The following is a 20,704-nucleotide window of genomic DNA, read 5'->3' as shown; positions in this document are numbered from 1 at the left end:
TTTTCGTAAAAGGAGTAGAGTGATGTTGATTTCCACTACAGGATGCTCGCTTTCCATGGGGCGAGACCTGAGCCTCCTCGGCAAGCCTGCGGGGTCTCAGCCTTCCCGCTAATCCCATAGGAGTCGAGCACCCCTCCGTTCCAATCAAACTATTCATCAAAGAAAAGTCTGCAATAAATCCTAATCAAATAGCCTTTACTTAGAGTAACCAAACTATTGTATATAAATCAACTTGTAGGTCTACTATTATCGAACTTTAATTAAACTAATCAACTGAATTTGTTTTTCTAAAAATTAGACCTAGAATTTTTAACTTTGGAAAAAAATCATTACTAGTGATTTTTGGAATCATGAAATTGATCAAAATACTAACATTTGAAACCATTAATAAATCATCCGATAAATGATAATTTCATCATAAATAACTTCAATTTAATATGCTTTTTCCCTATTGACCATTTTATATTTCAACACTCTGTAAAAATGGTGCCCTTTAAAGGCACCATTTTTTTATTTCTTCAATTTTAATACAAGTTCTTCATCAGGTGTTACATAAACCGTATTGTTTTGTTCGTATATGACAAAACCTGGTTTTGAACCATTTGGTTTTTTAACATGGCGGATTTCCGTGTAATCAACTGGGACCGAGCTTGATTGACGTGCTTTACTAAAATATGCAGCAATAATAGCAGCTTCTTTAATCGCAATTTCACTAGGATCCTTAGCACGAATGACAACATGGGAGCCCGGGATATCTTTAGTATGAAACCAAAGCTCATCTCGACTCGCAAGTTTATTTGTCAAATAATCATTTTGTTTATTATTTTTACCGACTAATAATTGTTCACCAGTAGTAGAGATGTATTCATCTAATGTAACTTTTTGTTTGTTTGACTTTTGGGCTTTTTTCGATTTTTTCTTTCTTATATAACCCGTCTCCACTAGTTCTTCTCTAATTTCTTCCAAATCACGTGGTGAAGCAGACTCGATTTGCTGGATCACTGTCTCTAAATAATCATTTTCTTCTTTCGTTAATTTAATTTGCTCTTCAATATGTGCGACTGAATTTTTAAGCTTAGTATATTTGGTGAAATAAGCTTGTGCATTTTCAGAAGGTGTTTTTAATGGCGATAAAGGTATGACTACAGTGGCACCATTTTCGTCATAGTAATTAATTACTTCAATTTCTTTCATACCTTTTTGAAGTGCAAACATATTTGCAGTAAGCAATTCGCCTTGTAACTGAATTTTATCTGCTTTATCAGTATCTTCAAGACTTTTGTGTAACTTTTTAATTTTTTTCTTGTTTTTTGTTAGTTCATTTTGTAACAGTTTTTCTAAGTCTCCGCTTTGTTGTTTTACACGGTCACGTTCAGCTTTACCAAAGTAATAAACATCTAAAAGCTCACTTAAGCTATCGAAAACAGTTTGTTCGGCTTGTAAGTGAGATAAATTTATGAAATAAAACATTTCTCTCGATTCTAAGCGAAAAAGAGAAGGAGTAAACTTTTTTAATTGTATTTCATTCATGATTGTTTTAAACGAATTATACACATCTTTTTTTCCATTATAGACAATTTCATTTGCGAGTAATGGAGAGATTCCGGAGAAATGTTCAACAATTGCTTCGGAAGGTGATTGATCATTTTGTGTAATAAGTTGATTAAACTCCTCTTTAGAAGTGACTTGAAATGGATCATGTTTTTCTTGATTAGGAGGAGAAATATAAGTAGCACCGGGTTGTACTATTCGATGACGATTAACAGCCATTGGTACATGCTTTATACTATCTAATATTACTTGTCTTTCTTCATCAATTAAAAGGATATTACTATGTCTGCCCATTAATTCAATGATCAATGTTCGGTATTGTTCATCACCAATTTCATTTCTACTACGAACTTTAATGTTAACGATTCGTTCGTGTTCTAACTGTGTAATGCTTTCAATGATTCCACCATTTAAATGTTTTCTTAAAAGCATTGTAAACATTGATGGTTCTGATGGTGTATCGTAGTTTTGATTTGTAAAATGGAATCTAGCGTAACTAGGGTGAGCGCTTATGATTAGTTTGTAATTGGCACCATTAGCTCTCACAGTAAGAAGTACTTCATAGTTACTTGGTTGTACAATTTTTGATATTCTTCCAGTTGTTAGTTTAGAAGCTACTTCGTTTGTCATAGCTCCTGTAAAAAGTCCGTCAAAAGACATATGTATCACGTCCTACTCTATAAAACACTATTTTTAAAAAAATGATAACTTTTAATCATTATCAATAAAATGATGAGGTTATTAAATGTGACCTAATATCAATGAAAATAGAACGTTGATGTTCACTACAGAGTGCTCGCTTACCATTTTGGCAGTACCTGAGCACATTCCCTCTAATCACGATCCTAAAGTTTCAATTAACTTCTAATTACATTCAATCTATTTCTCAAATCATCATAATTCTTAATCTGGCTCATATCCATTAAATAAACAATCAAGAAATTTCTCGTGGAATTCAATCATACAATATCTTGATTGGTCTTGTCACAGTTCTAGTTGGTTAAAAGCTAGATTTATTTTCATCATTATATCATTTATTTGGACGAGTCTGAATATGCTTTTATGAGAGGTAAGGGGGACAACTTACCTAATGTTTAATTAGGGGTGAACGCGGGTATGAATTTTTATCGGATGAGAGCGGAAGAAGTCGTGCAAGTAACGAATACAAATGTTTCCTCCGGTTTAACTGATGAGGAGGTAAAGAAAAGGCGAGCAACTTTTGGGGCAAATGAATTAAAGGAATCAGAGAAAACTTCCAAACTCGTTTTATTTTTAAATCAGTTTAATGATTTTATGGTTTTTGTATTATTAGGCGCAACGATTATATCAATCTTTTTAAAGGAAGTAGTAGATGCAGTTGCGATTATGGCTATTGTATTAATTAACGGGATTTTAGGATATTTTCAAGAAGCAAAGGCAGAGAGATCATTAGAAGCCTTGAAAGAATTGGCTGCTCCACAAGTAAATGTTTTGCGTGATGGGCAATTTGTTAAGCTCCCTTCAAAAGATTTAGTTGTTGGGGATATTATTAAGTTTTCAAGTGGCGATCGGATTGGTGCTGATATTCGCATAATCGAAGCATCAAGTTTATACATAGAAGAATCAGCGCTAACAGGTGAATCGGTTCCAGTTCAAAAAAGATTTGAATCAATTCAGACAGATGATATTGGTATTGGTGATCAAGATAATATGGGGTTTATGGGAACACTCGTTACGCGTGGAAATGGTAAAGGTGTTGTTGTATCGACAGGAATGAAAACTGCAATGGGTCAAATTGCGAATTTACTTCAAAATACAGAAACCATTGTTACACCTTTACAAAGACGATTAGAACAATTAGGGAAAATATTGATAGTTTTAGCATTGTTTTTAACAGCTTTAGTTGTATTTATCGGTGTTTATCAAGGAAATGAATTATATCATATGTTTTTAGCTGGTGTGTCACTTGCAGTTGCTGCGATTCCAGAAGGTTTGCCAGCAATTGTAACGGTTGCTTTATCACTTGGTGTGCAACGGATGATTAAAAAGAAAGCAATCGTTCGAAAGCTTCAAGCGGTTGAAACATTAGGTTGTGCTTCGGTCATTTGTTCAGATAAAACGGGGACTATGACAGAAAATAAAATGACTGTTACAAATATTTGGTCGGGCGGATCTAGTTATGAAGTATCTGGAAACGGATATGCAATCGATGGAGAATTTACGAATAAAGAGAGAACGATTAATCCAACTTTAAATAAACAATTATTTCAAACACTTGTATTTGGATCTATTTGTAGTGATGCAGAATTAATTAAAAAGAAAAAAGAAATCGTACTAGATGGAGATCCAACTGAAGGTGCAATTGTTGTTGCGGGTTATAAAGCTGGGATTGACCGTGAATACGTAAATTCAAATTTTACTAGAATACATGAGCTTCCTTTTGATAGTACAAGGAAAATGATGTCGGTCGTTGTAAAAAATCGATCAGGTGAGCAATTTGTGATTACAAAGGGTGCACCAGACGTCTTACTTTCAAAATGTAATACAATTTTATGGCATGAAAGAGAAGAACAATTAAATACGTTTAGACAAAATTCAGTTGAAAGTATAATCGAAACATATGCAAATAATGCACTTCGTACGATTGCAATTGCTTTTAAACCATTAAATCCTAATTCGATCATTGATGAAAGGGATCTCGAAAGTAATTTAACTTTTATTGGTTTACAAGGGATGATTGACCCACCTAGAGCAGAAGTTGCACAAGCTGTTCAAGAGTGTAAAGAAGCTGGTATTAGGACGGTTATGATTACTGGAGACCATAAGTTAACAGCTTCTAGTATTGCTAGAAAACTAGGAATCTTAAGAGATAACGGTAGAGTAGTAGAAGGAAAAGAATTAGATGCACTTTCTGTAGAGCAGATCCAGGAATTTGTTGAAGATGCTGCTGTGTTTGCCCGAGTTTCACCTGAACATAAATTGAAAATTGTTAAAGCACTTCAAGCGAATGGACATATTGTAGCAATGACTGGTGATGGCGTAAATGATGCACCAGCTATTAAAGCAGCGGATATTGGAATTTCAATGGGGATTACTGGTACAGATGTTGCAAAGGAAGCTTCAGCATTAGTTTTACTGGATGATAATTTTGCTACGATCAAGTCTGCAATTAAAGAAGGACGCAATATTTATAGTAATATTCGTAAATTTATCCGTTATTTATTAGCTTCAAATGTAGGTGAAATTTTAGTTATGTTGTTTGCGATGTTATTAGCGCTACCTTTACCACTTGTTCCAGTACAAATTCTATGGGTAAATCTAGTGACTGATGGATTACCTGCAATGGCATTAGGTGTTGATTCAGCTGAAGATGATGTAATGAAAAGAAGTCCTCGTTCATTATCAGAAGGGATATTTGCAAGAGGTTTAGGATGGAAAATTATTTCAAGAGGGTTTTTAATTGGATTTGTTACTCTTTTAGCCTTCATTATTTCGTATAATCAACATCCGAATCAACTAGAATACGCACAAACAGTTGCATTTTCTACATTAGTTTTAGCTCAATTAATTCATGTATTTGATTGTAGAAGTGAACGTTCCATTTTCCATCGAAATGTATTTGGAAATTTATATTTAATTGGTGCTGTTATTGTTTCGATGCTATTAATGCTAGTTGTTATTTACTACCCACCATTACAACCTATTTTCAAAACGATTCCGATCGTGCCTAGAGATTGGTTTTTAATTGGAGGTCTATCATCAATTCCAACTTTTATGCTTGCAGGCGCATTATTTACTAAGAAAAAATAATTTACGAACAAAATGGATAACCAATTTAAAATATGTTATAATTCCTTAAGGTAGTAGAGGTATGCTCTATTACCTTTTCTCTTTTACATATTGAATGAAATTTGGGAAATAAATTAGAGAGAAAATTAGTGTATTGGAAGTGGAACAATGGTCGTAAGTATGACAGGGTATGGTAAAGCCATTTTGTCAAATGAACAGTACAAAATACATATTGAAATGAAAGCAGTGAATCATCGATACTTAGAGACAATCGTTCGAATGCCGAGGCAATTATTAGCATATGAAGATGCAATTAAGAAAATTGTAGCTGAGTATACTAGTCGAGGTCGAGTTGAGGTTTTTGTTACAATTGAGGGCTTATTACAACGTACATTACAAATAGATGAAGGCTTAATTCAACAATATAAAAAAGCGATAGAACATCTTTCAGGTGAAGAGCAAAATAAATCTTTTTACAATCCAATCGATTTATTAAAGCTACCTGAAGTTACTACAGTAAGTGAAGTAGAACAAATCAATGATAATTTTGAAGAATTATTGTTAACGACTACTGAAAATGCATGTCAGCAATTTTTTGATGTTAAGTGCAAAGAAGGTGGACAACTTAAAAAAGATTTAATAGAAAGATTAACAGCAATTGAAGAATGTAAAAAACAGATTACTGTTCATTCTCCTCTTGTTTTGAAATCATATCGTGAAAAACTGCAAACTAAATTAGCGGAAGTTGAATTAACAGCGGTTGATGAGCAAAGATTATTAACAGAACTTATGCTCTTTGCGGATCGATGTGACATATCTGAAGAATTAGTTCGACTAACTAGTCATTTAGAATTGTTTAATGAAACTTTACAAATAAAAGAATCAATTGGACGAAAATTAGATTTCATCGTACAAGAAATGAATCGAGAAGTGAATACGATTGGTTCGAAAGCAAACTCATTAGATATTTCTAAACAAGTTGTTGAAATTAAAAATAATCTTGAAAAAATTAGAGAGCAAGTTCAAAATATTGAATAATGTAAAAGATTTGTTTATAGTTGCAAAGGTCCGGTAACAATGTGAAGTAGAAGACTAATTAATTTTTTATTAATTGACTCTAACACGCAGAAGTAACAATAGATTGACCTTTAATAAATAAAACTGTCTAGAATTAGAAGGGTAGGGTCATAAATGAGGCATGAAAGAGGCTTATTAATCGTACTTTCTGGTCCATCAGGAGTAGGTAAGGGTACGGTGCGTAAAGCTATTTTTGATAATAAGGACTTAGATCTGCAATATAGTATTTCGATGACGACAAGAAATCCTCGTGAAGGTGAAGTACATGGAGTAGATTATTTCTTTACATCAAAAGAAGATTTCAAACAGAAAATAAATGAAGATAAATTTCTTGAGTGGGCAGAGTTTGTAGGTAATTACTATGGAACGCCAATTGATTATGTTGAAAAAACATTAAGCGAAGGAAAAGACATTTTCCTAGAAATTGAAGTTCAAGGTGCCTTACAAGTAAAAAAAGCCTTTCCAGAAGGAATTTTTATTTTCTTAGCCCCTCCAAGTATGAGAGAATTACAAAATAGAATTGTAACAAGAGGCACAGAAACTGAAGATGTGATTATGAATCGTATGAATGCAGCAAAAGAAGAAATTGAAATGATGGATGCTTACGATTATGTAGTTGAAAATGATCAAGTTGATTTAGCTTGTGACCGTATTAAAGCAATTATTTTAAGTGAACATTTAAAACGTGAACGAGTTGCAAATTATTATAAAAGAATGATGGAGGCCGAATAAACTATGTTATATCCTTCGATTGACCGTTTATTAACAAAATTAGACTCAAAATATACGCTAGTAACAGTTGCTTCAAAGCGTGCTCGCGAAATGCAAGTAAATAAAGATACTCGTGTTGAAAAACCAGTATCTGATAAATTTGTAGGAAAAGCATTAGAAGAAATTAATGCTGGATTATTATCTTATAGAAAACTTGAAGAAGTTAAAGAAGATTAATATTTAACTGTGTGATGAGGCTGTCCCAAAACATTTGCTAATTTTCCATATGACTAAAAAGGACAACGTGGTGTTTAACACCTCTCCTAAAAGTTTCGTGGTGATTAGAAATGGGGGCAGTCTTATTTTTGTGATAAAATGGCCGAGTAGCTTAAACGACTAAAAGCCCTGACTTCAGAAAATAAGATAATACAACTAAGCTTATGCTTTGACGATAAGCTACTTGGTGAGCTTTTTTTAGAAAAGCCTATAACATTTATTTCAAACATATTTGTGGTATCTTAGACATAGAACGTCCAAAAGACCTATTTTTTGACATATTACATAGAAAGAATAAAATTTGAAAGGGTGAAGGTGAGTGGAACAAAAAAAGATTCTCCTATGTGTTTCAGGTGGAATTGCAGTCTATAAAGCAGCAGCACTTACAAGTAAACTAGTACAAGCAGGATATGACGTTAAAGTAATGATGAGCTTATCCGCTACAAAATTTGTGGCACCTTTAACGTTTCAAGCTTTATCAAGAAATGATGTTTATATAGATACTTTTGATGAAAAAGATAGTTCAAAAATTGCACATATTGATTTAGGTGATTGGCCTGATTTAATCATTGTTGCTCCAGCAACTGCTAACACAATTGGAAAATTAGCAAATGGTCTTGGAGATGAAATGATTCAGGCAACATTACTTGCTGCAACAAAACCAGTTTGGATCGCCCCAGCTATGAATGTTAATATGTATAACCATCCGATTGTTCAAAAGAATATGAACACATTGAAAGAGATTGGTCATCGCTTTATTGAGCCAAATGAAGGATATTTAGCATGTGGCTATGTTGGAAAAGGTAGATTAGCAGAGCCGGAAGAAATCGTTCAATTCGTAAATGAACATTTCCAAAGAGATGTCGGTTTATTAAAAGATAAAAAAATTATTATTTCTGCTGGCCCAACTGTTGAAAAAATTGATCCGGTTCGTTTTGTTTCAAATCATTCAACAGGAAAGATGGGTTATAGCATCGCAGAAGCTGCAGTTTCTTTAGGAGCAGAGGTAATACTCGTTTCTGGACCAACTAATTTAACACCACCTAATGGGTGTAAATTTATCCAAACCGAGTCAGCCGAGGAAATGTTTGAAGCGATTTGGTCTTATTATAATGAAGCAGATGTTGTAATAAAAACAGCAGCAGTTGCTGATTATACACCTTCAATTACTTATGATCAAAAAGTGAAAAAAGCTGATGGTGATCTTTCAATTGCTTTTAAACGTACGAAAGATATTCTTCTAACTTTAGGCCAACATAAAACACATCAAATTTTAGTAGGGTTTGCTGCAGAAACAGATCAAATAGATGAGTATGCAAAAAGTAAACTTTTAAAGAAAAATGCTGATATGATTGTTGCTAATGATGTAACAAAAGCAGGGGCTGGTTTTGGTTCTGATACAAATATTGTAACGATTTTTAAACGTAATGGTGAAGTTAAGTCACTTCCTAAAATGAGTAAAAAAGAAGTAGCAGAAGAAATACTACTTGAAGTTCATCATTTATTAAATGAGGTAGAAAGATGACATACGCATCAGTTTTAGTTGATGTATCAGTCAGACAAACAGACCGTCCTTTTGATTATAAAGTACCAACTAGATGGCAGGATGCAATACAACCGGGAATGCGAGTAATTGTTCCATTTGGTCCAAGGAAAGTTCAAGGATTCGTATTGTCTATAAAAGAAACAACTAATTTAGAGAAGGTTAAAGAAATCGAAGAAGTTCTTGATGTCATGCCAGTTTTAACAGAAGAACTTCTTCTTTTAGGTTCTTATCTATCTCAAAAAACACTTTGTTTTTTCATTTCTGCATATCAAGCAATGCTTCCGACAGCTATTAAAGCTGTATATAAAAAACATGTTCAAGTAACATCTGACGAAGCTTTAGAACAATTAGCTCCAGAATTAGCAAATCTATTTTCGATCGTAAAAAGAAGAGAATGGACTGAAATAGAAAGTCTAGTTAGTAAAATTTCATTAGTTCAACGAGCAATTAAAGACGGGTTGCTTGAAATTGAATATGAAGTAAAAAATAAAGCAAATAAAAAAACAGAACGTGTAGTTTCGCTACTAAAGGTATTAGACGAAGAATTACCTGTAATCAAATCTCCACAACAAAAAGATATTATTGAATACTTACGTATGAATGGTCAAACAAGTGTGAAGGAGTTAAAAGAATGTCTTGGCATCACTGATTCACCTATAAAGACATTGGAGAAAAACGAGGTAGTTTCAATTAAAACAGTTGAAGTTTATCGTGATCCATATGAAGGTAAGGAAATTGAACGCTCTAAGCCTTTACCACTAATAGAGGAACAACAGATTGCATTTGAGCAAATCGTTTCTTCATTTCATGAAAGTAAGAATAAAATCCATCTTTTACATGGAGTAACAGGTAGTGGAAAGACAGAAGTTTATTTGCAAGCCATTCAAGAGGTACTGTCTGTTGGGAAAGAAGCGATCGTATTAGTACCAGAAATTTCTCTTACCCCACAGATTGTAGGCCGTTTTAAAAGTAGATTTGGAAATGATGTTGCAGTTCTACATAGCGGTCTATCTATTGGTGAGAAATATGATGAATGGAGAAAGATCCAGAGAAAAGAAGTTAAAGTAGTAGTGGGTGCCCGCTCAGCAATATTTGCACCATTTGAAAACATTGGCATGATTATAATAGATGAAGAACATGAGACAACTTATAAACAAGATGAACATCCAAGATATCATGCAAGAGATATTGCAATATGGAGAGGAGAATATCATCATTGTCCGATCGTTTTAGGAAGTGCGACTCCTACATTAGAATCTTTTGCTAGAGCTGGTAAAGGTGTTTATGAGCTAAATACAATGTCTAAAAGGGTTAATCAAGGCCCATTACCTGAAGTGGAAATTGTCGATATGAGAGAACAGTTAAGAATCGGTAATCGTACGATGTTTTCTACAGCTTTACATGAAAAAATATTGGATCGATTAGAGAAGAAGGAACAAATCATCTTATTTTTAAACCGTCGAGGCTATTCTTCGTTTGTAATGTGTAGGGATTGTGGTTACACAATTCAGTGCCCCCATTGCGAGGTTTCCTTAACTTATCATAAACATAACCATCATCTAAAATGTCATTATTGCGGATATGATACCTATATGCCAAAACAATGCCCTTCTTGCCTGAGTGAACATATTCGATTTTTTGGAACCGGAACGCAAAAGGTAGAGGAAGCTATTACAAAAACCTACCCAGAAGCACGAGTCATTAGAATGGATAATGATACGACTAGTCGAAAAGGTGCCCACGAAAAAATGCTCAAGCAATTTGGTAATGGTGAGGCTGATATATTACTAGGTACACAGATGATAGCAAAAGGACTTGATTTTCCAAATGTTACATTGGTTGGTGTTTTAGCAGCAGATAGTTCACTTCATTTACCCGATTTCAGAGCAAGTGAGCGAACATTTAGCTTATTGACACAAGTAAGTGGAAGAGCTGGTCGTCATGAAAAACCAGGTGAAGTAGTTATACAAACCTATTCACCAGAGCATTATAGTATTGAATTAGCTAAAACACAGGACTATGTAGCGTTTTATGAAGAAGAAATGAAAATAAGACGCTCATTTCGCTATCCACCTTTTTATTATTTAGTTTTAATATCAATAGCACATAATGATTTGATAAAAACAGTCAAAGTAAGCGAACAAATTGCAGGCTATTTAAGAGAGTACTTATCAGAAGGATCAATAGTACTCGGACCAGTAGCATCACCTATCGCAAAAATAAAAGACCATTTTCGTTATCAATGTGTGATAAAATACAAATCTGAACCTGCACTCTATGACGTCCTAAACCGTATCCAACAATACTACCAAGACGAAACAGACAAAGGCAAACTACAATTAACAATCGACTTTCAACCTACTATGTTTATGTAACGAAAAGCGGAAGGCGTTTGCTCAGCCCCGACAAGCATAAGACAAAGATTGAGAAAGGTTGGTTTTTAACCTTTATTGGACTTTGGCTTATGACCTCGAGGGGCTAACGCCTGGAGCTAGACAGAACGAAAAGTGGAGGCGACTGGTCAGCCTTGACACCTCGAGGGGCTAACGCCTGGAACTAGACAAAACGAAAAGTGGAAGGCATTTGCTCAGACTAAGGCAAGCATAAGACATAGGTGGTTTTAAAAATTAAATTTAACGTACAATCAAGATAGGAGTTGTGAAATTGGCTTTATTAAAAATAGTAGAATTTCCAAATGAAGTTCTTGAAACACCTTGTGAAAAAGTGACGACATTTGATAAAAATTTAGTAAAACTTTTAAATAATATGTATGAGACAATGCTAGCAGCAGATGGTGTTGGATTAGCAGCTCCACAAGTTGGTATTCTGCAACAAGTAGCTGTTGTAGATGTTGAAGATGAGAATGGAAGAATTGATTTAATTAATCCAATTGTAATGGAAACAAAAGGCGAGCAAACTGATGTTGAAGGTTGTTTAAGTTTCCCTAACTTATATGGTGATGTAACAAGACCTAGCTATGCAAAAATCAAAGCTCAAAATAAACGTGGAAAATATTTTATTATAGAAGCTCGTGGATTTTTAGCTCGTGCACTATTACATGAAATTGATCATTTAAATGGAGTTTTATTCACTTCTAAAGTCTCGAAATACTATGAAGAAAGTGAATTAGAAGGGTAGGCAAAATAATGACAAAGATTGTTTTTATGGGGACGCCAGATTTTTCTGTTCCTGTTTTAAGAAGATTAATTGATGAAGGATATGATGTAGTCGGTGTAGTAACTCAACCAGATCGCCCCGTTGGTCGAAAAAGAGTATTAACTCCACCTCCTGTTAAAGTAGAGGCTTTAAAACATAATATTCCAGTTTTACAACCTGAAAAAATTAGACTTCCAGAAGAAACAGAAAAAGTGTTGGCATTGAAGCCAGATTTAATTGTAACTGCAGCTTTTGGACAAATTCTTCCTACAGATATTCTTGAAGCTCCTAAATTTGGTTGTATAAATGTACATGCTTCATTATTACCAGAATTACGAGGTGGAGCTCCAATTCACTATTCGATCATTCAAGGTAAGAGTGAAACTGGTGTAACAATTATGTATATGGTTGAAAAATTAGATGCTGGTGATATGTTAGCTAAAGTCGTTGTTCCAATTGAAGAAAAAGATCACGTTGGAACGCTTCACGATAAATTAAGTATTGCTGGTGCGAATTTACTTTCAGAAACAATCCCACCATTATTAAAAGGTGAAATGAATGCAGTGAAGCAAGATGAAAGTAAAGTTAGCTTTGCGAAAAATATTAAGCGTGAGGAAGAGCAAATAAATTGGTCAAAAACTGGTGAAGAGATTTATAATCACGTAAGAGGTTTACACCCTTGGCCAGTAGCTTATACTACATTAAACGGAGAAGTTTTAAAAGTTTGGTGGGGTGAAAAAGTAAATACGAATCAAAATTTAACACCAGGTGAAATAATTGATGTTTTAAACGATGGCATATTAGTAGCAACAGGTAATCATACTGCTATCAAAATTACTGATTTACAGCCCGCTGGTAAAAAGCGAATGGAAGCAAAGCAATATATAAATGGTGCAGGTTCTTTTATTGAACGTGGAATGAAGTTAGGAGAATAACATGAGTAAAAATGTACGAGAGATTGCCTTAGAGGCTCTTCTTTCAGTTTATAAAAATCAATCGTATAGTAATTTGTTAGTAAATAACTATATTCAAAAGAATGATTTATCTTCTGCTGATTCGGGATTATTAACAGAAATAATCTATGGTACTATTCAAAGAGATCAATTGTTAGATTTTTATTTAGAACCATTTATAAAAAATCAGAAGAAATTAGAAGAATGGGTTTATATATTAATAAAACTTTCTTTATATCAATTGCATTTTTTAGATCGTATACCTCCTCATGCCGTTTTAAATGAGGCTGTTAATATTGCTAAAAAGCGAGGGCATAAAGGAATTGCTTCTTTAGTAAATGGGGTTTTAAGAAATATTCAAAGAAATGGTTTACGATCAATCGATGAAATAAAGGACCCAATTGAAAAGCTTTCAATTGAAACAAATCATCCTAAATGGTTAATTGAACAATGGGTAAAAGAATTCGGCGAAGAAGAAACTAGAAAAATTTGTGAAGAGAACATACTTCCACCGTTTCAAACTGCAAGGGTCAATACAATGAAAGCAACAAGAGAAGAAGTGCTAAAAATGCTAGAAGATGAAGGAGTACAGGTTAAGGAAGGAAAACTGTCTCCATTTGCAATAGAAATCCAAAAAGGAAATGTTGCTTATACGAATGCATTTAAAGAAGGTTTCCTTTCAATTCAAGATGAAAGCTCGATGTTAGTTGCACAAGCACTTGGAGTTGAAAAAGGTGAAGATATATTAGACACATGTGCAGCACCTGGAGGGAAATCAACACATATTGCTGAGTTGTTAGGCGGTACTGGATCAGTCACTTCATTAGATTTACACAAGCATAAAGTAAAGTTAATAAAAGAACAAGCTAATCGTTTAGGGTTAGATAATATAGAAACGAAAGCTCTAGATGCAAGAAAAGCACCTGAAGAGTTTGAAGGAAGATTATTTGACAAAGTATTAGTAGATGCTCCATGTTCTGGTTTAGGGGTTATTCGTCGTAAACCAGATATTTTATTAAAAAAGAATGCTACTGATGTAACGAATTTACAAAGAGTTCAGAAGTCTATTTTAGACGAAGCTTCAAAGTTAGTTAAGCCAGGTGGAACTTTAGTATATAGCACTTGTACAGTTGGACATGAAGAAAATATTGATGTGGTCGAAGCTTTTTTAGATGAGCATCATGATTATGAATTAGATCATTCATTAATTGATCATGTTCCGGAAAAATTAAATGAAAATAAATCAGTTCAAAAAGGGTATGTACAGCTACTACCACATTATTTTGGAACGGATGGATTTTTTATTGCAAGATTAAGGAAGAAGGTGTAACGTTGAAATTAGAAAATACTACAAATTCAGTCAAAATAGAAAAAACTCATAAACCCTCAATTTACTCGTTAAAAGTGAGTGATATAGAGGATTGGTTAAAGGCGCAAAAGCAGCAGGTTTTCCGTGCAAAGCAAATTTATAATTGGCTATACGTACAACGAGTTGAAAGCTTTGAAGAAATGCAAAATATTCCAAAAGAGCTACGTATGTTACTTGAAGAGAATTTTACAATAACGACATTAAAAACATTAGTTAAACAAACCTCTTCAGATGGTACTATGAAATTTTTATTTGAATTACATGATGGATATTCGATTGAAACTGTTTTAATGAGACATAATTATGGCAATTCTGTATGTGTAACGACACAAGTAGGTTGTCGAATTGGATGTACTTTTTGTGCATCGACTCTTGGCGGTTTAAAACGAAATCTTGAAGCAGGCGAAATCGTTGCACAAGTATTAGAAGTACAACGTGCTATTGATGAAGTTGAAGAAAGAGTTAGCTCAATCGTAGTTATGGGTATAGGCGAACCATTTGATAACTATAATGGTTTAATGGATTTCTTAAGAATTGTTAATTCTGATAAAGGTCTTAACATTGGTGCAAGACATATTACAGTTTCAACAAGCGGAATCATTCCAAAAATCTATAACTTTGCTGATGAAGGACTTCAAATTAATTTCGCGATTTCATTACATGCTCCTAACAGTGAGTTACGTTCTAAATTAATGCCAATTAATCGTGCATACAAATTACCGGATTTAATGGACGCTGTTCGTTACTATGTTGAAAAAACAGGTAGACGTGTAACGTTTGAATATGGTTTATTCGGTGGTGAAAATGACCAAGTTGAGCATGCTGAAGAACTTTCTAGGTTACTTAAAGGAGTTAAATGTCATGTTAATTTAATCCCAGTTAACTATGTACCTGAAAGAGATTACGTAAGAACACCAAAGGAACAAATTTTTGCATTTGAAAAAGTACTTAAAAATAATGGAGTTAATGTTACAATTCGTCGTGAACAAGGTCATGATATAGATGCAGCTTGTGGACAGTTGCGTGCAAAGGAGCGTAAAGAGGAGACGAGGTGAAACAATGCAAACTTTTTTTCAAACTGATACGGGGAAAGTTCGAGAGCATAATGAAGATAGCGTAGGTATATTTACGAACGATTCAGGAATCGTATTAGCTGTAGTTGCTGACGGTATGGGTGGCCATTTAGCGGGTGAAGTTGCAAGTATGATGGCGATCAATTTCCTTGAAGCAGAGTGGAAAAATACTAGTAATTTTGAAACACCAGTAGAAGCCGAATCATGGCTAAAAAATATTGTAGCGCAATTAAATACAAATCTATTAGTTCATTCAGAGCAAAATGAAGAGTGCAAGGGTATGGGGACAACCCTTGAAGCGATTATTTGTACTCCTTTATTTTTTACGATTGCACATGTAGGTGATAGTAGAAGTTATTTGAGGAATGATGAAGGGTTTAAGCAAATAACAGAAGATCATACTTTTGTCGCTGAACTCGTTAAATTTGGTCAAATTTCTATGGAGGATGCAGAAATTCATCCTCGTAAAAATGTTATAACGCGAGCACTTGGTACTGAGGAAACAGTTGATGTTGATATTAAAACTTTAACTTGGGAAGAAGATGATTTAATCATTTTATGTTCAGATGGTTTATCAAATAAAATATCAAATGAACTTTTTAATGAAAAATTAAATGAAAATCTACCAATTGAGATTCTCGGTAACCAATTGATTTCAATCGCAAATGATCTTGGTGGAGAAGATAACATCACCCTTGCCATTATTAAGTTTGAGCCTAGAAATATAGAGAAAGGGTGATGATGAGCGTGATGATTGGTAGACGCCTAAACGACCGATATAAGATCTTAAAATTAATTGGTGTTGGCGGTATGGCAAACGTTTATTTAGCCCGTGATATGATATTAGATCGAGATGTAGCTGTAAAAATGTTAAAAGCTGATTTTTCAAACGACCCTGACTTCTTAAGAAGATTTCAACGTGAGGCATATTCAGTTACTTCGCTATCTCATCCAAATATCGTAAGTTCATATGACGTTGGGGAAGAAGATGGATTACAGTATATCGTCATGGAATACGTTGAAGGTGAGACTTTAAAGGAGTATATTCAGCATCATACACCTATAAAGCCAAAAGAAGTATTGAGGATTATGGAACAATTAGCCTCAGCATTAGCACATGCGCATCATTTTCAAATCGTTCATAGAGATGTAAAACCGCAAAATATTTTAATCAATAAAGAAGGAAATGTAAAAATAACTGATTTTGGAATTGCAACAGCTTCTACAGCTGCAACAATTACACAAACAAATTCAGTTCTTGGTTCTGTTCACTACCTTTCACCTGAGCAAGCAAGAGGTGGAGTTGCGAATAAAAAGTCAGACATTTATTCTTTAGGAATTGTAATGTTTGAGCTTTTAACAGGAAAACTTCCTTTTTCGGGTGAGAGTGCAGTTGCGATCGCATTAAAACATTTACAAAGCGAAGTTCCACCGCCAACAAAATTTAACCCAGAAATACCTCAAAGCGTTGAAAATATCGTTTTAAAAGCTACTGCCAAAGATATCTTTTATCGATATGATACTGCAGATGAGATGAAGCTTGATTTACAAACTGCTTTAGATAGTAATCGTTTGAATGAAAAACCTTTTGTGATTCCTTCAAATGATGATGAAACGAAGGTAATTCCGATCATAAAGGATATTCCAGTTTCAACTAATGATGATACGGTTGTCGTGCCATCAAAGAAAAAATCAAATAAAGAAAAAGAACCAATCAAAAAAGAGCCAATCAAAAAAGAGGCTGTCGTAAAAGAACCTGATAAATTAAAACGGAAGAAGAAAAATTCTTTTGCAAAGTTTATTATAGGTACATTTATTGCACTTTTAATTGGTGGTTTATTAGCGATAACTTTGATTCCTGCATTATTTTTACCTGAAGACGTACAAATTCCAGATGTAAAGGATATGACATACGAAAGTGCGGTTACGTTACTTGCATCAAAAGGGTTAAAGATAAGCGATCCGAAAGAAATTTTTGATGATGAAGTTGATGAAGGGAAAGTCGTTAAAACTTCGCCTAATATTGGGGAAACTGTTAAAGAAAATTCATCGATAACGATTTATAAATCAAAAGGTAAAAAAAGTAATGAGATGGAAGACCTAAAAGGGTTTCAATACAACACGATAAAATCTCGATTACAAGACGATTATCGTTCTGTTTCAACGCATTTTATCGAAAGTGATGAATCGGAAGGTGAAATAATCGACCAATCTCCGAACGTTGGGGCTGAAGTTGTTCCATCAGAAACGGATTTAAATGTATGGATAAGTAAAGGGACATCAACGATCACTCTTCGTGACCTAAAAGGATGGTCTAGAAAAGATGTTGAAACCTATGCAGGTGACAATAACCTAAAGCTTAACGTAACGAAAGAAGATTCTGGAACTGTTGCTGAAAATCATGTTATTTCTCAATCTCCATCTGCTAACGTTGCAGTAAAAGAAGGGGATACATTAAATATCGTTATTTCTTCTGGAAAACAAAAAGAAAAGACGAAAAAAGTAACAATCAATATACAAGTACCATATACACCAACTAATCCTAGTTCACCTCAGCTAATTGAGGTATATATTAGGGATAAAAATAATAATGGTGAAAAACCTGCAATTTCAAAATCGATCACCGAAACAACTACTATACCAGTAGAAGTGACAATTGATCCTGGACAAACTGCTTCCTATAAAATTGTTAAAGATGGTCAAGTTATTGCAGAAAGAGATGTACCTTATCCATCGAATTAAAGAGTTGTAGGAGTGAGTATATGCCAGAAGGCAAAATTATAAAAGCATTGAGTGGATTCTATTATGTTGAAACAGATGAGACAGTTGTTGCTTGTCGTGGTAGAGGAAATTTTCGGAATAAGAAAATAACACCTTTAGTTGGAGACGAAGTAGAATATCATATCGAAAAAAGTGGAGAAGGTTATTTACTTGAAATTAAAGAGCGAAAAAATGAACTTGTTCGACCTCCAATTGCAAATGTTGATCAAGCAATTTTAGTTTTTTCAGCAGTAGAGCCCGATTTTTCTCCAATATTATTAGATCGATTCCTTGTATTAATTGAGTTTAATGAAATTAAACCTTTAATTGTCATTACGAAGATTGATTTGTGTTCAGAAGCACAATTAAAACTAGTGTACGAATACGTTTCTTATTATCGCCAAATTGGATATGAAGTATGTTTAACTTCTTCAAAAACTGAGGAAGGATTAGAAAAAGTACTTCCACATATGTCAAATAAAATATCTGTATTTGCAGGACAATCTGGCGTAGGTAAGTCAACTTTACTAAATGCGATTAATCCAGAGCTTGATTTAAAAACGGGTATTATTTCCTCTCATTTAGGACGAGGAAAACATACAACTAGACATGTTGAATTAATAAAAATTGGACAGGGTCTAGTTGCAGATACTCCTGGTTTTAGTTCATTGGAATTTATGGGAATCGAATCCGAAGATTTATCTTATTGTTTTGTGGAAATGCGAGAAAAAAGTCAAGAATGTAAATTTAGAGGTTGTACCCACTTAAAAGAACCAAAATGTGCTGTAAAAGATGCGGTTGAAAGTGGGGAAATTTCTCCTAAACGATATGATCATTATGTATCATTCATAGAAGAAATAAGAGATAGAAAGCCGAGGTATTAATCATGGTTAAAATTGCACCATCAATCCTTTCAGCGAATTTTGCTAAACTTGGAGAAGAAATATTAGATGTAGAACGTGGAGGGGCAGATTATATACACGTCGACGTAATGGATGGTCATTTTGTACCAAATATCACAATTGGACCACTGATTGTAGAAGCAATTAGACCTGTGACGAAGCTTCCACTTGATGTACATTTAATGATTGAAAAACCAGATCAATACATAGAGCAATTTGTAAAAGCTGGAGCGGACATTATTACGGTTCATGTTGAAGCGTGTACACATTTACATCGTACGATCCAAACCATTAAATCATTTGGCATTAAAGCAGGTGTAGTTCTTAATCCAGCGACTCCAGTTTCAACAATTGAACAGATTATTGATGATGTCGATATGGTCCTTTTAATGACCGTAAATCCAGGCTTTGGAGGACAGAAATTTATTCAATCAGTTGTTCCTAAAATTAAACAAGTTGCTAACTTGATTAAAGAACGCAATTTATCAGTTGAAATCGAAATAGACGGTGGCATTGACGAGCATACGGCTAAAATTTGTATAGAAGCAGGTGCTACCGTATTAGTAGCCGGTTCAGCAGTTTATAATAAGGAAGACAGAAAAGAAGCTATAGCGAAAATTAGAGGGTAATGTAATCATCTAAAATTGCATGGAAAATCTAATTATGAAACAAAAAATGCAATCGACATTCGATTGCATTTTTTTTAAAGGTGGAAGAAAAATTGATTATACATATTGTAGGTGCAGGACCGAAATCAAATACAATTACTGAAATTACTCAGAAAGACGAAAACCAGATACTGATTGGCGTAGATAATGGAGCTCATTACTTAATTGAAGAAGGATTAATTCCAGAGGCAATATTCGGTGATTTTGATTCTTTAAGTAATGAGAATTTAGAAAAGATAAAAGGGCTTGTTCCAAATGTTTTTATTTACCCTCCTGAAAAAGATGAAACAGATTTAGAACTTGCTATTCAGTGGGCAATTAAACAAAAACCAGAAGAGATTTTTATCCATTGTGTTACCGGAAAACGTTTAGATCATGAGTTTGGAAGTATTACATTATTAATAAAATTTATGAATTCTGGTGTTCCAATAAAAATCGTTGATGAATATAACGAAATATATGTCATTTTGCAAGGTACCCATTTCATTAGTAAACTGCAGCATTTTAAATACGTATCCTTTTTTTCATTAGGTGCTAATGTAGTAAATTTAACTTTAAAGGGCTTTAAATACCCACTAACTAATCATTTATTGGAAATTGGATCATCACTATGTGTAAGCAATGAACTACTAGAGAGTGAAGGGTCTATTTCATTTAGCGAAGGCATAGCATTAGTAGTAAGGAGCAAAGATTAACAATTTCATGTCATAGTTTTCGCTCAACGCAAGTAGAATGTAATAGGATTAATCTTTTCCTTAAAAATGCTAGAAAGCTTGTAGGAGGGAAAGCATGAGATTTTATACGATTAAATTACCTAGATTTCTTGGCGGACTTGTTCGCGCCATGCTGAGTACATTTAAAAAAGACGCTTAGCTTAATTGGAGTAGAGTATTT

The 20,704-nt window shown here is 33.9% G+C and carries 17 protein-coding genes; 16 read left to right on the top strand and 1 reads right to left on the bottom strand.

Translation table 11 applies throughout. The annotated features are described in order from the left end of the window. Nucleotides 1–510: 510 nt before the first annotated feature. On the bottom strand, nucleotides 511–2,211 hold the full coding sequence (locus BED47_RS16505; RefSeq protein ID WP_025568824.1) for an Rqc2 family fibronectin-binding protein: 1,701 nt from the start codon (nucleotides 2,209–2,211) through the stop codon (nucleotides 511–513). 456 nt (nucleotides 2,212–2,667) lie between these two features. On the opposite strand from BED47_RS16505, the gene BED47_RS16500 reads away from it, so the two are divergent. The 16 genes from BED47_RS16500 to spoVM all read left to right on the top strand — a co-directional run bounded on the left by BED47_RS16500 (nucleotide 2,668) and on the right by spoVM (nucleotide 20,683). Continuing rightward, nucleotides 2,668–5,340: a calcium-translocating P-type ATPase, SERCA-type gene (locus BED47_RS16500; RefSeq protein ID WP_069034532.1), complete on the top strand. Its 2,673-nt coding sequence runs from the start codon at nucleotides 2,668–2,670 to the stop codon at nucleotides 5,338–5,340. 147 nt (nucleotides 5,341–5,487) lie between these two features. Beyond that, the gene (locus BED47_RS16495) at nucleotides 5,488–6,357 is read left to right on the top strand and encodes a YicC/YloC family endoribonuclease (protein ID WP_069034531.1); all 870 of its coding nucleotides are present in this window, start codon (nucleotides 5,488–5,490) and stop codon (nucleotides 6,355–6,357) included. Between the two features lie 153 nt (nucleotides 6,358–6,510). Further along, nucleotides 6,511–7,128 carry a guanylate kinase gene (gene gmk / locus BED47_RS16490; protein WP_069034530.1) on the top strand — a complete coding sequence of 206 codons (618 nt, stop codon included), beginning with the start codon at nucleotides 6,511–6,513 and terminating at the stop codon, nucleotides 7,126–7,128. 3 nt (nucleotides 7,129–7,131) lie between these two features. Then, nucleotides 7,132–7,344 carry a DNA-directed RNA polymerase subunit omega gene (rpoZ, locus tag BED47_RS16485; protein ID WP_025568819.1) on the top strand — a complete coding sequence of 71 codons (213 nt, stop codon included), beginning with the start codon at nucleotides 7,132–7,134 and terminating at the stop codon, nucleotides 7,342–7,344. 358 nt (nucleotides 7,345–7,702) lie between these two features. After that, the gene (gene coaBC, locus BED47_RS16480) at nucleotides 7,703–8,908 is read left to right on the top strand and encodes a bifunctional phosphopantothenoylcysteine decarboxylase/phosphopantothenate--cysteine ligase CoaBC (RefSeq protein ID WP_025568818.1); all 1,206 of its coding nucleotides are present in this window, start codon (nucleotides 7,703–7,705) and stop codon (nucleotides 8,906–8,908) included. Further along, nucleotides 8,905–11,304: a primosomal protein N' gene (gene priA, locus BED47_RS16475; protein ID WP_069034529.1), complete on the top strand. Its 2,400-nt coding sequence runs from the start codon at nucleotides 8,905–8,907 to the stop codon at nucleotides 11,302–11,304. The genes coaBC and priA overlap by 4 nt, the downstream gene beginning before the upstream one ends. Nucleotides 11,305–11,593: 289 nt before the next feature. Further along, nucleotides 11,594–12,067: a peptide deformylase gene (def, locus tag BED47_RS16470; protein ID WP_025568816.1), complete on the top strand. Its 474-nt coding sequence runs from the start codon at nucleotides 11,594–11,596 to the stop codon at nucleotides 12,065–12,067. An 8-nt stretch (nucleotides 12,068–12,075) separates the two neighbouring features. Continuing rightward, on the top strand, nucleotides 12,076–13,020 hold the full coding sequence (fmt, locus tag BED47_RS16465) for a methionyl-tRNA formyltransferase (protein ID WP_029715330.1): 945 nt from the start codon (nucleotides 12,076–12,078) through the stop codon (nucleotides 13,018–13,020). 1 nt (nucleotide 13,021) lies between these two features. After that, nucleotides 13,022–14,368, top strand: coding sequence for a 16S rRNA (cytosine(967)-C(5))-methyltransferase RsmB (gene rsmB / locus BED47_RS16460; protein ID WP_069034528.1), 1,347 nt, complete (start codon nucleotides 13,022–13,024; stop codon nucleotides 14,366–14,368). A gap of 2 nt (nucleotides 14,369–14,370) precedes the next feature. Beyond that, a complete protein-coding gene (gene rlmN, locus BED47_RS16455; RefSeq protein ID WP_025568813.1) occupies nucleotides 14,371–15,462 on the top strand; it encodes a 23S rRNA (adenine(2503)-C(2))-methyltransferase RlmN in 1,092 nt (363 codons plus the stop codon). 4 nt (nucleotides 15,463–15,466) lie between these two features. Continuing rightward, nucleotides 15,467–16,219 carry a Stp1/IreP family PP2C-type Ser/Thr phosphatase gene (locus BED47_RS16450; protein ID WP_025568811.1) on the top strand — a complete coding sequence of 251 codons (753 nt, stop codon included), beginning with the start codon at nucleotides 15,467–15,469 and terminating at the stop codon, nucleotides 16,217–16,219. A gap of 8 nt (nucleotides 16,220–16,227) precedes the next feature. Beyond that, a complete protein-coding gene (pknB, locus tag BED47_RS16445) occupies nucleotides 16,228–18,222 on the top strand; it encodes a Stk1 family PASTA domain-containing Ser/Thr kinase (RefSeq protein ID WP_025568810.1) in 1,995 nt (664 codons plus the stop codon). A 20-nt stretch (nucleotides 18,223–18,242) separates the two neighbouring features. Next, nucleotides 18,243–19,124 carry a ribosome small subunit-dependent GTPase A gene (rsgA, locus tag BED47_RS16440; protein ID WP_025568809.1) on the top strand — a complete coding sequence of 294 codons (882 nt, stop codon included), beginning with the start codon at nucleotides 18,243–18,245 and terminating at the stop codon, nucleotides 19,122–19,124. A gap of 2 nt (nucleotides 19,125–19,126) precedes the next feature. Continuing rightward, entirely contained in the window at nucleotides 19,127–19,771 is a 645-nt protein-coding gene (gene rpe, locus BED47_RS16435) for a ribulose-phosphate 3-epimerase (RefSeq protein WP_069034527.1), read from the top strand. 92 nt (nucleotides 19,772–19,863) lie between these two features. After that, nucleotides 19,864–20,505, top strand: coding sequence for a thiamine diphosphokinase (locus tag BED47_RS16430; RefSeq protein ID WP_069034526.1), 642 nt, complete (start codon nucleotides 19,864–19,866; stop codon nucleotides 20,503–20,505). A 94-nt stretch (nucleotides 20,506–20,599) separates the two neighbouring features. Continuing rightward, nucleotides 20,600–20,683 carry a stage V sporulation protein SpoVM gene (spoVM, locus tag BED47_RS16425; protein WP_049813551.1) on the top strand — a complete coding sequence of 28 codons (84 nt, stop codon included), beginning with the start codon at nucleotides 20,600–20,602 and terminating at the stop codon, nucleotides 20,681–20,683. The last annotated feature ends 21 nt before the right edge of the window (nucleotides 20,684–20,704 follow it).

Origin of the sequence: Gottfriedia luciferensis, assembly GCF_001712755.1 — a bacterium.
GTDB lineage: Bacteria > Bacillota > Bacilli > Bacillales > Bacillaceae_G > Gottfriedia > Gottfriedia luciferensis_B.
Note: the sequence above shows the minus strand (reverse complement) of the source record. Positions and strands in the feature narration are given on the sequence as shown.

Coding starts and splice junctions, on each gene's coding strand:
- BED47_RS16500 (WP_069034532.1), top strand. CDS start 2,668: ATGAATTTTTATCGGATGAGAGCGGAAGAAGTCGTGCAAGTAACGAAT.
- priA (WP_069034529.1), top strand. CDS start 8,905: ATGACATACGCATCAGTTTTAGTTGATGTATCAGTCAGACAAACAGAC.
- fmt (WP_029715330.1), top strand. CDS start 12,076: ATGACAAAGATTGTTTTTATGGGGACGCCAGATTTTTCTGTTCCTGTT.
- BED47_RS16450 (WP_025568811.1), top strand. CDS start 15,467: ATGCAAACTTTTTTTCAAACTGATACGGGGAAAGTTCGAGAGCATAAT.
- BED47_RS16505 (WP_025568824.1), bottom strand. CDS start 2,211: ATGTCTTTTGACGGACTTTTTACAGGAGCTATGACAAACGAAGTAGCT.
- BED47_RS16495 (WP_069034531.1), top strand. CDS start 5,488: ATGGTCGTAAGTATGACAGGGTATGGTAAAGCCATTTTGTCAAATGAA.
- rsgA (WP_025568809.1), top strand. CDS start 18,243: ATGCCAGAAGGCAAAATTATAAAAGCATTGAGTGGATTCTATTATGTT.
- gmk (WP_069034530.1), top strand. CDS start 6,511: ATGAGGCATGAAAGAGGCTTATTAATCGTACTTTCTGGTCCATCAGGA.
- rsmB (WP_069034528.1), top strand. CDS start 13,022: ATGAGTAAAAATGTACGAGAGATTGCCTTAGAGGCTCTTCTTTCAGTT.
- rpoZ (WP_025568819.1), top strand. CDS start 7,132: ATGTTATATCCTTCGATTGACCGTTTATTAACAAAATTAGACTCAAAA.
- spoVM (WP_049813551.1), top strand. CDS start 20,600: ATGAGATTTTATACGATTAAATTACCTAGATTTCTTGGCGGACTTGTT.
- rpe (WP_069034527.1), top strand. CDS start 19,127: ATGGTTAAAATTGCACCATCAATCCTTTCAGCGAATTTTGCTAAACTT.